Annotated in this window: 14 protein-coding genes; 1 reads left to right on the forward strand and 13 read right to left on the reverse strand. The window is 48.8% G+C overall.

Annotation, left to right across the window (positions count from 1 at the left end; all coding sequences use genetic code 11):
• Window positions 1-94 precede the first annotated feature (94 nt).
• From ftsY to MKX59_RS17825, 12 genes are all read right to left on the reverse strand, one after another.
• On the reverse strand, window positions 95-1,111 hold the full coding sequence (gene ftsY / locus MKX59_RS17770; RefSeq protein ID WP_028542736.1) for a signal recognition particle-docking protein FtsY: 1,017 nt from the start codon (window positions 1,109-1,111) through the stop codon (window positions 95-97).
• A gap of 38 nt (window positions 1,112-1,149) precedes the next feature.
• On the reverse strand, window positions 1,150-4,719 hold the full coding sequence (gene smc, locus MKX59_RS17775) for a chromosome segregation protein SMC (protein WP_028542737.1): 3,570 nt from the start codon (window positions 4,717-4,719) through the stop codon (window positions 1,150-1,152).
• 256 nt (window positions 4,720-4,975) lie between these two features.
• Window positions 4,976-5,674 carry a ribonuclease III gene (gene rnc / locus MKX59_RS17780; protein WP_013309856.1) on the reverse strand — a complete coding sequence of 233 codons (699 nt, stop codon included), beginning with the start codon at window positions 5,672-5,674 and terminating at the stop codon, window positions 4,976-4,978.
• Between the two features lie 12 nt (window positions 5,675-5,686).
• The gene (fabF, locus tag MKX59_RS17785; RefSeq protein ID WP_023988165.1) at window positions 5,687-6,925 is read right to left on the reverse strand and encodes a beta-ketoacyl-ACP synthase II; all 1,239 of its coding nucleotides are present in this window, start codon (window positions 6,923-6,925) and stop codon (window positions 5,687-5,689) included.
• 228 nt (window positions 6,926-7,153) lie between these two features.
• Window positions 7,154-7,387, reverse strand: coding sequence for an acyl carrier protein (locus MKX59_RS17790; RefSeq protein ID WP_007429985.1), 234 nt, complete (start codon window positions 7,385-7,387; stop codon window positions 7,154-7,156).
• Between the two features lie 107 nt (window positions 7,388-7,494).
• Window positions 7,495-8,244: a 3-oxoacyl-[acyl-carrier-protein] reductase gene (gene fabG / locus MKX59_RS17795; protein WP_023988164.1), complete on the reverse strand. Its 750-nt coding sequence runs from the start codon at window positions 8,242-8,244 to the stop codon at window positions 7,495-7,497.
• A gap of 51 nt (window positions 8,245-8,295) precedes the next feature.
• Complete coding sequence (gene fabD, locus MKX59_RS17800; RefSeq protein ID WP_076264265.1) at window positions 8,296-9,240, reverse strand: ACP S-malonyltransferase; 945 nt, start codon at window positions 9,238-9,240, stop codon at window positions 8,296-8,298.
• A gap of 81 nt (window positions 9,241-9,321) precedes the next feature.
• Window positions 9,322-10,311 (reverse strand): beta-ketoacyl-ACP synthase III, encoded by a 990-nt coding sequence (locus tag MKX59_RS17805; RefSeq protein ID WP_023988162.1) that lies wholly within the window; start codon window positions 10,309-10,311, stop codon window positions 9,322-9,324.
• 8 nt (window positions 10,312-10,319) lie between these two features.
• Entirely contained in the window at window positions 10,320-11,312 is a 993-nt protein-coding gene (plsX, locus tag MKX59_RS17810; protein WP_023988161.1) for a phosphate acyltransferase PlsX, read from the reverse strand.
• Window positions 11,296-11,892: a transcription factor FapR gene (fapR, locus tag MKX59_RS17815; protein WP_007429980.1), complete on the reverse strand. Its 597-nt coding sequence runs from the start codon at window positions 11,890-11,892 to the stop codon at window positions 11,296-11,298. The genes plsX and fapR overlap by 17 nt, the downstream gene beginning before the upstream one ends.
• Window positions 11,893-12,174: 282 nt before the next feature.
• Window positions 12,175-12,348: a 50S ribosomal protein L32 gene (gene rpmF, locus MKX59_RS17820; protein WP_007429979.1), complete on the reverse strand. Its 174-nt coding sequence runs from the start codon at window positions 12,346-12,348 to the stop codon at window positions 12,175-12,177.
• Between the two features lie 187 nt (window positions 12,349-12,535).
• Complete coding sequence (locus tag MKX59_RS17825) at window positions 12,536-13,054, reverse strand: YceD family protein (protein WP_023988160.1); 519 nt, start codon at window positions 13,052-13,054, stop codon at window positions 12,536-12,538.
• 356 nt (window positions 13,055-13,410) lie between these two features.
• Here MKX59_RS17825 and MKX59_RS17830 point away from each other — a divergent pair, with 356 nt between their 5' ends.
• Complete coding sequence (locus MKX59_RS17830; RefSeq protein WP_340858679.1) at window positions 13,411-14,646, forward strand: nucleotidyltransferase; 1,236 nt, start codon at window positions 13,411-13,413, stop codon at window positions 14,644-14,646.
• Here MKX59_RS17830 and MKX59_RS17835 read toward each other — a convergent pair.
• A complete protein-coding gene (locus MKX59_RS17835; RefSeq protein ID WP_340858680.1) occupies window positions 14,636-15,667 on the reverse strand; it encodes a YlbL family protein in 1,032 nt (343 codons plus the stop codon). The genes MKX59_RS17830 and MKX59_RS17835 overlap by 11 nt on opposite strands.
• Window positions 15,668-15,714 lie beyond the last annotated feature (47 nt).

Raw genomic sequence — 15,714 nt, forward strand, 5'->3', positions numbered from 1 at the left:
ACTTCTTGCTTTCATTATACATCTGGGCGAACTTGAGCAGCAACAGGATGGCTACTTAGTCCCAAACGTAGCATGAAAGCCTACTTTAAACGTATCAGTTCTGTTCTTCCTCACCTGTAGCAGTTGCTTCGACCGTCTCTTCCTGAATCAACCCCGCAAACAACGCATGAACGAATTGCTCGGAATCAAACGGTTGAAGATCATTCACTTTTTCACCTAAGCCCACCAGCTTAACAGGCAAATTCAGCTCCTGACGGATGGCCACAACAATTCCGCCCTTCGCTGTACCATCCAACTTCGTTAGTACCAGCCCGGTTACACCGCTTTTCTCACCAAACAGCTTGGCTTGGTTAAGTGCATTTTGTCCAGTCGTCGCATCAAGTACCAACAACACTTCATGTGGAGCATCTGGAATTTCGCGTTGAATCACACGGAAAATTTTGTTCAGTTCCTCCATTAGATTGCTTTTATTCTGAAGACGTCCTGCGGTATCACACAACAAAACATCCACTTGACGCTGCTTGGCAGCCTGTACGGCATCAAACATAACCGCAGCCGGATCGGAACCGGATTGCTGCTTAATAACCTCTACACCTGCCCGTTCGCCCCATACCTCCAACTGTTCAATCGCACCCGCGCGGAACGTATCCCCAGCAGCCAACAATACTTTTTTGCCCTCTTGTTTAAAACGGTGAGCTAACTTGCCAATGGTTGTTGTTTTGCCGACGCCATTGACTCCCACGAATAAAATGACTGTAATCCCGTCAGGATTCATTTTGAGCTGACTATTGTCATTACCCCGCAGCAACTCAGACAGCTTTTCTGACAATACAGGCTGTAACTCGGATGCGTCCTCGATTTTGCGCTTTTTCACTTCTTCTCGCAGGTCTTCAATGAGGTTCATAACCGTGTTGACGCCTACGTCCGCTCCGATCAGAATTTCTTCCAGTTCCTCATAAAATTCCTCATCAATCTTTTTACGGCGAATCATCAAGTCTGTTACTTTTTCAACAAAACCTTTACGTGTTTTTTCCAAACCATCTTTGAACTGTTTTGTGACAGATTCAGTTTTGTTTGCAATGCTTTCCTTCAATTTCCTAAAGAAACTCATGGATTCCCTCCGTTGGTCTGAAAGTATGTTATTTAATGTCAGGCAATCTCAGCTTCATCGTTGTCCAGCTTGACAGATACGAGTTTGGAAACCCCGCCTTCCTCCATCGTAACCCCGTATAGCACATCTGATTCTTCCATTGTGCCCTTGCGGTGTGTGACTACAATGAACTGTGTCTGCTCCGAGAATTCTCGTAAATACTGGGCAAAACGCACCACGTTTGCTTCGTCCAATGCAGCCTCTACTTCATCGAGTACACAGAATGGAACAGGTTTAACGTGTAAAATGGCAAATAGTAACGCCATCGCTGTTAACGCACGCTCACCGCCCGACAGTAGCTGCAAGTTTTGCAGTTTTTTGCCCGGTGGTTGAGCTACGATGTCGATTCCCGTCTCCAGCAAGCGTTCCGGGTCAAGCAGCACGAGATCAGCACGTCCGCCTCCGAACAGCTTGGAGAATACCGTTCCAAATTCGCGCCGAATAGCATCGAATGTAGTCTTAAAGCGTTTGGACATTTCTTCATCCATTTCACGAATAACCTGATAAAGCGTTGTCTTGGCCTCCACCAAATCAGACTTTTGCTCATCAAGAAACGTATAACGCTCATGCACACGCTGGTATTCCTCAATGGCACCTAGATTCACCTCACCTAACGCGGAAATACCACGTTTGAGCCTTTCTACCTCACTCTGCGTACCTTCAATATCTTCAGGTATAGGGTAACGCTGCTTGGCTAACTCATAGCTGAGTTCATAATCATCACTTAATTTTTTCAGAACATTTTCCAGTTCCACATCAAGTCGATTTACTCCAATTTCCGTTTGACGAAGCAACTCCTCCACTGACTTGAGCTGAATTCGTTGTTCTTTCGTGTCGTTCTCAGCCACTTCCAGCTTTTTGGACAAGCTGCTGCGTGCAGCCCGCTTGAATTCCAGTTGCTGTGCGGCTTCTTCCTTTTTCAAACGGTATTGATTGAGATTTTCAATCTGTTTCACGGTCTCCTGCTCATTGGTCAGCAAATCTGCTTCGATGGAAGCAAGCAAGGTCTTGTTTTGTCTCGAATCCTTACCAAGAGTATCATAATCCCCACGCAATCTGCGCAGCTGCTCTTCCAATGAAAAGCGCTCCTGGTCCAGCTTTCCTTCTCTTACCTTGAGATTCGTGAGCTCTCCCTGCAGCTGCTCTTTGGCAGATTCGTTGGCTTTACGGGCGAATTCGGCAGCGTGAATGGCCTGATGCGTTTTCTTCTCTTCTTCCTCCAGCGCAGCCAACTTTATCAACGCTTCTTCACGGGAAGTTTCCAGCTCCTTGATTTCCTGATCAAAGCCCTTTTTCTCCTGACCAGACGCAGCGACCTGCTCCAGAACATGACGAAGTTCATGCTCCAGTTGCTTGAGCTCCATTGCCATCTGCTGCTCTTCACCGCGCTTCACATCGCCGCCCTGACGCAACTCGTCCAGACGGGTCTGTGTCTCCTCCAGCTGGCGTTTGGTATCTATTGCACTCTGGCGCAACCTTGCAATTTGCTGCTCCGTATCTACAATGTCTTGATCCAACTGATCCAGCTGACGCTTACGTCCAAGCAGATTAGCATTTTTCTTGAACTGGCTTCCCCCAGTCATGGAACCCCCTGCATTGACAACATCGCCTTCCAAAGTGACCACGCGGTATCTATATTGGCAACGGGCCGCAATACGGTTTGCATCTTCCAACGTACGGGCAATGACCACATTCCCCAAGAGACTGCCTACAATTCCGGCATATCGATCATCATACTGAACAAGATCTGCACCGATCCCGACAAAGCCTTCAGCGCCTTCTGCAATTTGGCGTTCTCCTGCGCTGATTTGACGCGGGCGGATAACATCCATAGGCAAAAATGTCGCTCTGCCCAGTTGACGTTGCTTTAGAAAACTGATCGCCTGTCTGGATACGGATTCATTTTCCATCACGATATGCTGAACTGAAGCACCCAAAGCGGTTTCCATCGCCTGCTCTAAATGCTCAGGCACCCGAATCAGCTCCGCTACCGCTCCATGCACACCGTGCAAAGTTTCTTTTCGTGCAGCCTTCAATACCTCTTTAACTCCAAGCATGAAGCCGTCAAAGTCATCCTGCATTTCCTTCATTGTATCTCGCCGTGAAATTTGAGCCTCACGCTTTTGTTCCCATTTACGAACCGTACCCTGGTTTTCTTCCAGTAGTTTTTGCAGGGCCTGGTACTTTTCACTTCCCTGAATATAGCCACTACGCAAACTACTGATTTCCTGCCCCAGCTTCTGAACCGCAGCTTCCAATCCCTTTTTGCGCTGTTCAAGTTGTACTTTCTGGGCTTCCCATTTGCCGGATTCGTCACTTACGCGAGTCACACGCCGTTCCAATGCTTCCTTCTGTTGGTCTGTATAACGAATTTCGTTACGCGCCTGCGCCATCTGATTCATCAGCTCCAGCAGACCACCCTTTAGGCTTTCTTCCTGCTCCTGGCTGATTCCGCCTGTAACACCAATCAGTTTGGCCTCTTCGTCAGACAGCCGCCCACGCAACTCGTCAAGCTCTACATTCAGTGCAGACAGCTTTTCGTTCAGTTGATCCAGTTCACTCCTGCGCTCGGAATGCCGTGATTCGCTTGTGCTAAGTGATAAGATCAATTGTTCCCGATTAGCCTCCAGATTGCGTGTGCGCTCTTTGAGCAATTCGCCGTAGCCTTCACTTTTCTCCGTCGCTTCACTGTATTGCAGCAGATCCCTTTGCAACCGCTCTACTTGCTCCTCCAGCTGGCGTAATTCGTTGCGGTCGCTTTCCAGCATCGCATCGTGGCTGGACACCACCGTAGACAACTGAAGTTGCTCCTGCTGCAGCAAAGCTAGTTTGGAAGTCGCATCGCTCCACGAAGTATGAATTTGTTCAATTTGATGGACGTACATTGAAATTTCTTTGGATTTCAATTCACCGCGTAGCTCTTTAAAATGAATCGCCTTTTCAGACTGCTCCTTAAGCGGTCCAATCTGATCCTCCAGTTCACTAACCAAATCGTGAATACGCAGTAAATTTTGCTCCGTTTCATCCAGCTTGCGAACCGCATCTTTTTTACGCGATTTATATTTTACGATACCCGAAGCTTCCTCAAAAATACCTCGACGATCCTCAGATCGGGTACTCAGAATTTCTTCAATGCGTCCCTGTCCAATAATTGAATAAGCTTCTTTACCAATCCCTGTATCCATAAACAGCTCTGTAATATCTCGGAGTCTGCATGATTGCCGATTAATGAAATATTCACTATCTCCACTTCGATGTACACGTCGTGTTACCGTGACTTCACCAAAATCCAGAGGCAACGCCTGATCTTCATTATCCAACGTAAGCGATACTTCACCGTAATTAACAGCCTTACGAGCATCACTACCCGCAAAAATAATGTCCTCCATTTTGCCGCCACGCAGTGATTTGGCACTCTGTTCGCCAAGCACCCAACGAATCCCGTCGGAAATATTACTTTTTCCGCTTCCGTTGGGTCCGACGACTGCCGTAATGCCGCGGACAAATTCCATTTCCGTTTTATCTGCAAACGATTTGAAGCCCGCCAGCTCAATGCGCTTTAAAAACATGCTCAATCTCACCTCTAACATTTCAAATATGCTTGTACAACACCGTACACCTGATTGATATGAATTATCCCTATTGTAGCATAAACTAGCTTGTATAAAGCACAGTACCGACACTCACATTACACCAGCAAAGCCACGAAAAAAGAGCAAAACGCAGTCCATTCGCCATTACGGGCCGGGACTCCCCGCGGACTGCCCTTTGCTCTTACTTTGTGTCCCCTGCTTGCGTAACCCGTCCGGGCTGCTCAGGTACCGATTACGATTCTGCCAGCTTCAAACGGTTTAAAGCTACTGCCGCCGCTTGCTGCTCAGCTTCTTTTTTGGAGCGTCCCGTACCTGCCCCTAGCCGTTCGCTGTCCATATATACCTCAGCTACAAACTCGCGCTCATGGGCTGGTCCGCGCTCCTCTACAATCTTGTATTCAAGCATCCCCATGTTATGATGCTGCGTCAGTTCCTGAAGCTCTGTTTTGAAATCACTCATCTGAAGCTTACCGTTTAATACAATTTGAGGAAAAATATAACGTTCCAGAAACGACCGGACGGCCTCCAGACCCTGATCCAAATAAAGCGCACCTACGAACGCTTCGAATACATCAGCCAACAGAGCCGGACGAGTACGTCCACCTGTCAACTCTTCACCTTTTCCAAGCAGTACATATTGCCCAAACTCAAGCCCGACAGCAAACTTCACCAGAGAAGGCTCACAGACAATAGCTGCACGTAGCTTGGTGAGTTCGCCTTCGGGTCGATTAGGGTACTGATTGTACAATTGCTCGGACACCGTCAGTTCCAGAACAGCGTCACCTAAAAATTCAAGACGCTCATTGTCTGCATGCTGACTGAACCGATGTTCGTTTACGTAGGAAGCGTGCGTAAAGGCCTGCTTCAGAAGCTGCCGATTGTTGAATTGAATATGAAGTTTCTGCTGTAATTGCTTCAAGTCTCCACTCAACGAACTGACCCCTTATGCTTCATATTTTTTTAGAATAACCGTAGCATTGTGACCGCCAAAACCAAAGGAATTGGACATAACCACATTCAGTTCCGCTTTTCTCGGCTTATTAGGTACATAATCAAGATCGCATGCCGGGTCTTGATTATCCAAATTAATCGTTGGCGGAATCGTCTGATGCTGAAGGGCGAGACCACAGATCACGGCTTCAACGCCGCCCGCTGCACCCAATAAATGCCCTGTCATCGACTTAGTTGAGCTGATCGCTACCTTATAGGCATGCTCTCCCAGCGTTTTCTTGACTGCTTCCGTTTCGGATTTATCACCGACTGGCGTAGATGTACCATGTGCATTGATATAATCAATCTCTTCAGGATTCAATCCAGCATCACGGATCGCCATTCTAATGCAGCGTGCTGCTCCCTCTGGATCAGGCTCCGTCATATGATGGGCATCGCCAGAAAGACCGTAGCCAATCACTTCACCGTAAATACGCGCACCACGCTTCAAAGCATGATCCAACGATTCTAGAATAAGAACACCAGAGCCTTCGCCCATAACAAACCCGTCTCTTTCGGTATCAAAAGGACGGCTTGCCTTTTCAGGCTCGTCGTTACGCGTGGACATTGCTCGCATGGAACAAAATCCAGCCATACCAATCGGACGAATAGTCGCCTCAGCTCCTCCGCAAATCATGGCGTCTGCGTCACCGCGCTGAATCATGCGGAAGGAATCACCAATAGCATGACTGCCCGTGGCACAAGCCGTAACTGGTGATGTATTGGGGCCTTTAGCACCGAGTGAAATCGACACTTGACCGGAACCCATATTAGCAATCATCATCGGGATGAAGAAAGGGCTTACGCGTTTAGGTCCTTTTTCAATCAGTGCGTTGTGCTGATCCTCCCAAGTTCCCAATCCGCCAATACCGGAACCGACAGATACACCAACACGCTCAGCATCCGCATTTTCTCCGATTACAAGTCCGCTGTCCTCAAGCGCCAATTTACTAGCAGCAACCGCAAACTGCACAAAGCGGTCCATTTTACGCGCATCCTTACGTTCAATATAATCCTCTGGATTAAAATCTTTAATGGAAGCGGCTATTTTCGTAGTGTACTCACTTGTATCGAAAGCTTCGATTTCACTGACGCCGGATTTTCCAGCCATCAGATTATCCCATAGTGTGTTCAAATCCTGTCCCAGCGAAGTGATTACACCCATTCCTGTTATGACAACACGTTGTTTCAAAGATAATCACCTCTATGTCTACTGCATATTGTATTTTAAGACCGCACTCTCTTGTGCGTAAAAATAATATAGAATCAACTAAAGTTAGTAATGCCGCATACTCCTCAGCCTTTGACTAAGTGAAGCTGAGCCAGACTCAAAAACACGCGGCAATTCCGTCTTTAGTTCAATCTGTATAATTAGGAGAAAGTCCCGCCTGTAACAGAACGGGACTTTTGATGACATGAATTAGGTATGAGATTGTATGTACTTCACAACTTCACCTACAGTTGTAATTTTCTCTGCATCTTCATCAGAGATTTCCATATCAAACTCATCTTCCAATTCCATTACCAATTCAACTACATCGAGAGAATCAGCGCCTAAATCATCTTTAAAAGATGCTTCAAGTGTAACTTCGGCTTCGTCGGCTCCCAAACGGTCAACGACAATGCGTTTTACGCGCTCCAATACATCGGACATCCGGCTCACCTCCTCTTAGGTATTATACGAAAATTACAATTAAAATGCCATAGAAGAGAGTTTTCATTGACAACTCTTCATCGGGGCATGCGGATTGCAACATGCTACTACATATACATGCCGCCATCCACATGCAAAGTCTGGCCCGTCATATATGAGGAAGCATCCGAGGCCAAGAACAGCACCACGTCAGCAATTTCCTCAGGCCGTCCAAGACGGGCCAGCGGAATACCGCTCAGCATATTGTCACGCAAATCATCAGCCAGTACCTGCGTCATCTCAGTATCGATGAATCCAGGAGCCACACAGTTCACTGTAATACCTCTCGAAGCAAGCTCTCGAGCAGAGGATTTGGTAAGACCAATTACCCCTGCTTTAGCAGCAACGTAGTTGGCTTGGCCTGCGTTGCCAAGTACACCAACCACGGAGGAGATATTGATAATTCGGCCAGAACGCTGCTTCATCATTGGACGTGTTGCCGACTTAAGACAATTAAACACACCCTTCAGATTCGTTTCGATCACCTGATCGAATTCCTCTTCCTTCATGCGCATGATTAAATTATCTCTTGTTATGCCGGCATTATTCACCAGGATGTCAATCTTGCCCCAAGCGCCAATCACATCCTTGATCAACTGATCTGCTTCGTCAGCGCGACCGACATTAGCCTGAACTGTAATAGCCTCTACACCTTTGGCACGAATCTGCTCTGCTACCTCAGTCGCAGCCGCTTCACTACCAGCATAGTTTACCGCCACATTAGCACCTGCTTCAGCCAGCGCCAGCGCAATACTACGGCCAATTCCGCGCGACGCTCCCGTAACGAGCGCCGTTTTTCCACTCAATGGCTTAGACATCATAGTCCCCCCCTTGCAAGTATATAACCCGTTAAGGCAATGATTATACTTTTAACGGGCCTCCAAGGCTTCCGTTACAGAAGCAAACGACTCCAGGCTGCTTATATTATACAGCTTAACCGATTTGTCGATTTTTTTAACCAGTCCAGTCAATACACTTCCCGGTCCAAACTCAACAAAGGTGTCAACACCTTGTTCTAGTAGCCATGTTACACTGTCTTCCCACAGTACCGGAGAATAGACCTGATCCACCAACAGTTGGCGAATTTCGCTCCCCTCACGTACAGGTTTAGCTGTTACATTGGCAACAACCGGAACCTGAGCTTTGGAGAAAGTTACAGCCCCCAACTTGCCGGAGAGCTTGATCGCTGCTTCCTTCATCAGTGACGAGTGGAAAGGACCGCTAACCTCCAGAGTAATAGCGCGCTTGCCTCCTGCTTCCTTCACACGTTCAGCGACAGCAGCTACGCCCTCCTTCGTACCAGATACAACAATTTGTCCAGGACAATTGATGTTGGCTAGTTCGACCAGTTGACCAGACTCCGTAATATCACGGCACAATGCTGCCAATGCTTCACGATCAGCTCCCAACACAGCAGTCATCCCGCCTTGCCCATCAGGAATGGCCTGCTCCATGAACTCGCCACGTGTACGAACGATTTCAACCGCATCCTCAAATGCGAGGACACCGGAAGCGACTAGCGCGCTGTATTCTCCTAGACTGTGTCCAGCCACATAATCGGGATGAATGCCCATTTTTTCCTTGAACGCTTCATACAACGCAATGCTCGCCGTTAACAGTGCAGGCTGCGTATTGGATGTTTGCTTCAAAGCTGTGTCCGGCCCTTCAAAAATCAGTGTGCTTAGTGCGAACCCTAACCGTTCGTCCGCTTGGCGAAATACTTCTGTTGCAGCTGGAACTGCTTCATAAGCATCTTTAGCCATACCTACAGCTTGTGAACCCTGACCGGGAAATATAAATGCCGTTTTGCCCATCGTGTATGCACCTCTCTGTATCCAATGCTTGTCCTGTAAAACACTACACAAATTCAATATTATATCAAAAATTCCATCTTATTACCAGACAAGAACCGACGCTCCCCAGGTCAAGCCACCGCCAAAGCCCACCATTAATACACGGTCGCCTTCCTTCATGCGGCCTTCCTCAGCTGCTTCCACAAGAGCGAGAGGGATTGATGCTGCCGATGTATTCGCATATTTATGAACATTAACAACTACCTTTTCCTCTGGTAAATCCAGACGTTGCATCGCCGATTGGATGATGCGAACATTGGCTTGATGCGGAACGAACAGATCAATATCATCTTTGGACAGCCCTGCTTTTTCCAACACATCGACCGTTGCCGTTCCCATAACACGAACCGCGAACTTGAACACTTCGCGTCCGTTCATGTAAATATAGTGCTGTTTATTTTCCAGTGTGTCTGCACTCGCAGGCAAACGCGAGCCTCCTGCTTCCAACTTGAGTAAGCTGCCTCCGGCACCCTCAGCCCCGAGATCAAAGGATTGGAATCCTCTACCTTCAGGCACTTCACCAATCACTACAGCTCCTGCACCATCTCCGAATAGAACACAGGTATTGCGGTCGGTATAATCTGTAATCCGAGAAAGACAGTCTGCCCCAATGATTAATGCATTATTATAAATACCTGTCTTAATGAAGCTCGTTGCCGTAGCCAGTCCGTATACAAAACCCGAGCATGCCGCAGACAAATCGAAAGCTGCTGCGCCTTTGGCTCCCAATTTGTCCTGAAGAATGCAGGCAGTTGACGGAAACGCCATATCCGGTGTAACTGTAGCTACAATAATTAAATCCAGATCCTGTGCCGTCATACCCGCGGACTCCAACGCCTTAATTGCTGCTTCATAAGCTAAATCAGATGTAGCCTGCTCTGGAGCCGCAATATGGCGCTCCTGAATCCCTGTACGGCTGACAATCCATTCATCGCTCGTTTCTACGATTGCTTCCAAATCTTTATTGGTCAGAATTTTCTCAGGTACGTATTTCCCTGTTCCGATAACACCAACCGGCCGTAATTTATTCATATCGTCACTCACTTCCTGCTGATTTCCTTGGATATACTTTCTACCAATCGGTTTTGCAAGGCCGTACGTGCCTGCCTTACCGCATTTTTGACGGCAACGCCGTCAGACGAACCGTGACTTTTCAGGACGAGTCCACTCAAACCCAGCAAAGGAGCCCCACCATGCTCTTTATAATCCAATTTACCTTTCAGACTGCGAAGCTCAGGCATAATCAAGGCTGCCGCAAGCTTGGTCTTCAAGGATTTGGTGAATTGCTCTTTTAAGAGAGAAAATATGGCTCCGGCTGTACCCTCTAGCGATTTTAGCATGATATTTCCAGCAAATCCATCGCACACCAGTACATCGCAATTCCCGGTTAACACATCTCTCGATTCAACATTACCCACAAAATTGACAGGTAACTGCTCAATAAGTGGATATGCCAACTTCGTCAGTTCATTGCCCTTCCCAGCTTCGGTCCCCACATTCAGCAGACCCACCCTTGGAGAAGACACACCGTGAACTTTCTGACGATACAAGCTCCCCATCAGTGCATACTGGGCAAGATGCTCAGGCTTGGCATCCATATTGGCTCCCAGGTCCAGCGCTAGAATACCCTGATCATCTATCGTTGGTATCATCGGCGCGAGAGCCGGACGTTCAATGCCCTCCATTCTTCCAACCACCAGCAACCCTGTGGTCATTAGCGCGCCTGTATTACCTGCGGATATCATGGCATCCGCTTCGCCTTCTCTGACCATTCGACCAGCTACGACCATCGAGGCATCCTTTTTACGGCGCACTGCCTTTACAGGCTCGTCCTGCGCATCTATCATTTCGGATGCATGGCGAATGCTGAGGTTCGTCGGCAACGCCCTACCGTTCAGAACCGATTCAATTCGTTCCAGGTCACCAACCAGCGTAATGTCCGTATCCTTCCATTCCGCTGCCGCAGATAGCGCGCCCTCTACTGTCGCCTCAGGAGCATTATCTCCCCCCATGGCATCAATGGCGATCCGCATGCTGACTTCCTCCTTCGCTATACTCTTCCTCCGTGGAGCGATAAATGACAAAGTTGCCTTGGAACACCATTTCTTCTCCTACGTAGGCAAAGACTTCCACTTTAGCCTTCCCTTTTTGTTCTGGATTTGAGCGTACATATGCCTTGGCAATGCACTTCTCACCTAAATGAACCGGGCGGACAAAGCGTATATCCGCTGATGCAGTCAATGCTATCTCATCATTAATCACGGCAACGGCCAATGAATTGGCCTGAGCAAATACATAATGCCCCCGCGCAATGCCAGTACGCGAAAAAATATGTTCCTCTTTAATCTCAAAAATCGAAATACCGCTTCGATCCAACTGTAGATCAACGATATCCCCGATCACTTCATGCAAAGGCAAGGAACGAACCTGGTCGTAGGAGCGCTCAGCCATCAGCTTTAGCCGTTCCCGCAATTCTGGGATTCCCAGTTCCATCCGGTCCAGCCGAATAGTCTGAATACTTACCTTCAGCTGTCTTGTCAATTCCTGATCCGTTACAAACGGATTATCATCAATTAATTGAGTCAGCCGCTGCTGTCTCTGTCTCTTCGGCAAACGTTCGATGTCAGTGACGCCTCCTTTCCCTACAATAAACTGTCGTTCAGACGACAGTTCGGGTTACTTTACTTCACTTTCTAACGGCGAAACTTCAAGCCGATTTGTCTTCTTGTATGTATAAAGGAACCTCTTCGGCCCTTCTTTCTTAGAACCTGGTACTAAAACAGTATATAGCATGCTGACGTAAAAAGGAAGCATGCAGACAAAAAAAAGTAGCGCCTCACTGAAGTGAAGCGCTACTCTTCCTGCGAAGATTCCAAAGAATCCGCTTATCGGACATTATTGAGAGATGATCTCTCTAGCTTTGTACGTTCCGCAAACTTTGCACACATGGTGAGCAAGTTTCAATTCGCCGCATTCGGAGCATTTCACCATACCTGGTACTGCCAGTTTAAAGTGAGTACGACGTTTGTCGCGACGAGTTTTGGATGTTCTCCGTTGAGGTACTGCCATTATTCCCACCTCCTTAACCAGATCACCCCCGCATAGCGGGTATGACTTCTTATCTCATTCAAGACTGAAAGAAAATGCCAGAAGCAATTATCTTACAGCCGGTGAATCAAGCCTGCAACATCCACGCATCGGTTCAGTAACTCTCCGGCACAAGCGGATGATGATTTTTCAGAATTGAACTCAATTCTCATTTAAAAAAATCCTTAAGCCCTGCCAGACGCGGATCAATCTTTTCCGTATCGCCATCGTTACTGTCATCGGAGCCAATACTCCAGTTTTGTCCGGTCTTTGGTGCGATTCCCTGACAATCCTCACTGCACAAAGGCGCAAACGGCACATGCAGTACAAACAGTTCTTCACAATACGGTGCAATGTCGAAGGAGTCCTCCGTCACTGCGATAAAATCGCCATCTTCATCCTCCTCTTCAACACTCGAAGAGGTTTGCTTGAACCGTTCACGGAATTCAATCTTTAAATCCTCGTGCATCGGGCTTAAACAGCGTGAGCATAGCATGTCCAGACCTGCGGTCAACGTGCCTTCTACGCTCATCAAGCCTTGACCCAGACTAACGGCGACCAAGTCGGTCTCCAGCGGGGAAACGGCCGTAACATCAGCACGATCATCCACCAATTCACTCACATTAAGAGATTCACGGATAGGAAAAGGACCGTCACTTGTTGCTACTTTGCGAAAAAATAGTTGCATCACTATCACTCCAAACAAACAAAAATTATTATACCGACTGATCGAGTCGTTTGTCAACACCTTTCACTTTACACCACTCACAAATCCACCGGTTTTCCAATGGTTCGACAAGTTTTATGCAGAAGCAAAAATGCATTGTGCTAAACATGTACCGATGAGTATTCGTACCCCCGCCACTCTTCGTGTACAATAATGCGAGTATAAAGCTTTTTCGTCCAGGTCTCAATGGTCTTGTTCATGCCGACGATGAAAAATCAGTATAGCTGCCCTGAAAACAATCATTCACGGGTACTTAACCATTATTATCAAAATAGTTACCCAATAAGTTACTTTAAGAAAGGAGCCGACATACGGTCTTGAAAACACTCGGTATGATTGTAGAGTACAATCCTCTGCATAACGGACATGTCCATCACTGGGAGGAATCTCTTCGCATCACTGGTGCACAGCGCACAGTGGCTGTGATGAGTGGCCCTTTCCTTCAGCGGGGTGAACCCGCGATTACAGACAAATGGTCCCGCACCGAAATGGCACTCGCCATGGGTGTGGACCTAGTTCTGGAGCTGCCTGTGGCCTATGCCGTCCAGCCTGCAGAATGGTTTGCCCGCGGAGCGGTCGCCCTGCTCCATGCGACGGGCATCGTCGATGCGCTCTGCTTCGGTAGCGAGAGCGGAGACATCGCCCCGCTGCGCGCGCTGGCCCGCGTGCTGGCGGCAGAGTCGGCCGAGCTCAAGGCCGGCATCGCGCAGCGCCTAAGCAGCGGCGCGAGCTATCCCGCTGCCTACGCGGGAGCCGCAGCCGCGCTGGCGGCCGAAGGAGAGGACGGCGCTGCGCTCGCCGCCCTCATGCAGCAGCCCAACAATACGTTGGGGCTGCATTACTTGATTGCGCTGGAAAGGCTGGGCAGCACAATCAAGCCCTTCACGGTAGCCCGCACGGGATCGGGCTACCATGAAGCCGCGGCCCCTACGGACGGAGTCATCGCCAGCGCCACGGCCATCCGCCGTCTGCTGCTGAACGGCGGGCCTGAGGCCGCGTCGCCGTACATACCTGCGGCGACACTGGAGATTTTGCGGCGCGAGTGGCAAGCCGAACGCGCGCCGCTGCATTGGGAAGCGTTCAGCCAGCCGCTGCTGAACGCTCTGATCACACGTAGCCCGCAGCAGCTGGCGGAGCTGCACGAGGTCACCGAAGGGCTGGAGCATCGTCTGCGGCAATCGCTGTATACGTTGCCCCAGCCTTCTGTGGAGGCCCTGCTCGCCGCGATCAAGACAAGGCGGTATACTCGTACGAAGCTTCAGCGGATGTGTACACATATTTTGCTGAATCATGCCAAAACCGATATGACTCCGGCTGAGCTGGCGAAAGGTCCGGGCTATATCCGCGTGCTCGGCTTTAACAGGGCTGGACGCGAGCTGCTGGCACGTATGAAGCAGACAGCCACCCTTCCGGTATGGGTCAAGCTGTCTGCCGGATCACATCCTCAGCTGGACTGGGATACAGCCGCAGCCGCCATATACGCAGCTGGGATGCCACGTCCCGCCATCCGCGACATGTATGCTGATTACTTGCGACCGCCCATTATGGTTTGATGGGCAGCTTTTCCATATAATCCAGCGCATCGCCAAGCTTGCGAACCGGAACAAGCTTCATCCGGGTTCCAATTTGCTCAGCTTTGGCCTTCGCCTCTTTATAATTATCTGCAGGGACGAAAAACAAATCCGCATCCTGACGGTCAGCAGCAACTATTTTATACTTTGCACCACCAATCGCTCCAACCTGACCGTCCTTATCAATAGTACCCGTACCGGCTGCACGATATCCCTTACTCAGATCACCTGGTGTCAGTTGGTTATAGATTTCCATGGTAAACATCAAACCTGCCGAAGGACCGCCAACATCCGTAGATGTAAAATGAATCGTTTTACGTCCATCCTTCGGCTGTACCTTCTGTACCGTGGCAATACTGACGCCAAATCCAGAACGTTGCTTGCCCGTCTCACTGTCCTTGATGGTCGTTAAGGGAGCTTGCACGGTCAGCAACTTTCCATCACGCTTTAGCTTCACTTTAGCCATTGTTCCCGGTTTTTCGTCCTCCAAAGCCTTCCGAATGGAACGATTATCGGTCACCCTCACTCCGTTCAGCTCCAATATTTCATCTCCAGGCTCGAACACGCTGTTCGAGCCCGGGACCTTAAATACATACACATAATCTGGCACAATCCGATAGGGGACATGGGCACGGGTGTAGGCAGCCTCCATTGCGGAAGATTGGGAATCCCCCATATACCATACCTGTTCTGCCGCATATTCGTCTTCACTTCTTCCATGCAGACGATCCTCTTTGCGTTGAATCTCCGAATTGCGGTCCAACTTGGACAGGCCCAACATGATAACATTGGCATAACGCGCCGATACCGTCGTCATCATAAAAGTCCCCCGTTCGATGCTGTCACCCTCCTGGACTCTAACCATCGGTTTGATCTCGTTTGCCCCACCTGGTCCATAGATCAGATAAGGGGTTGGCATATAGACCAGCACATAGACCATTGCAGCCAGCATTAAGACATAACCGGTTGTAAAAAAAGCTATTTTCCGGTTTATTCGTTTCATTGCTTCTCCCCCTTGCAGCCTAACTTCTCCTATCTTACCCAAGTGCC

It is taken from the genome of Paenibacillus sp. FSL R7-0340, from assembly GCF_038002205.1.
GTDB classification, from domain to species: Bacteria; Bacillota; Bacilli; order Paenibacillales; family Paenibacillaceae; genus Paenibacillus; species Paenibacillus polymyxa_B.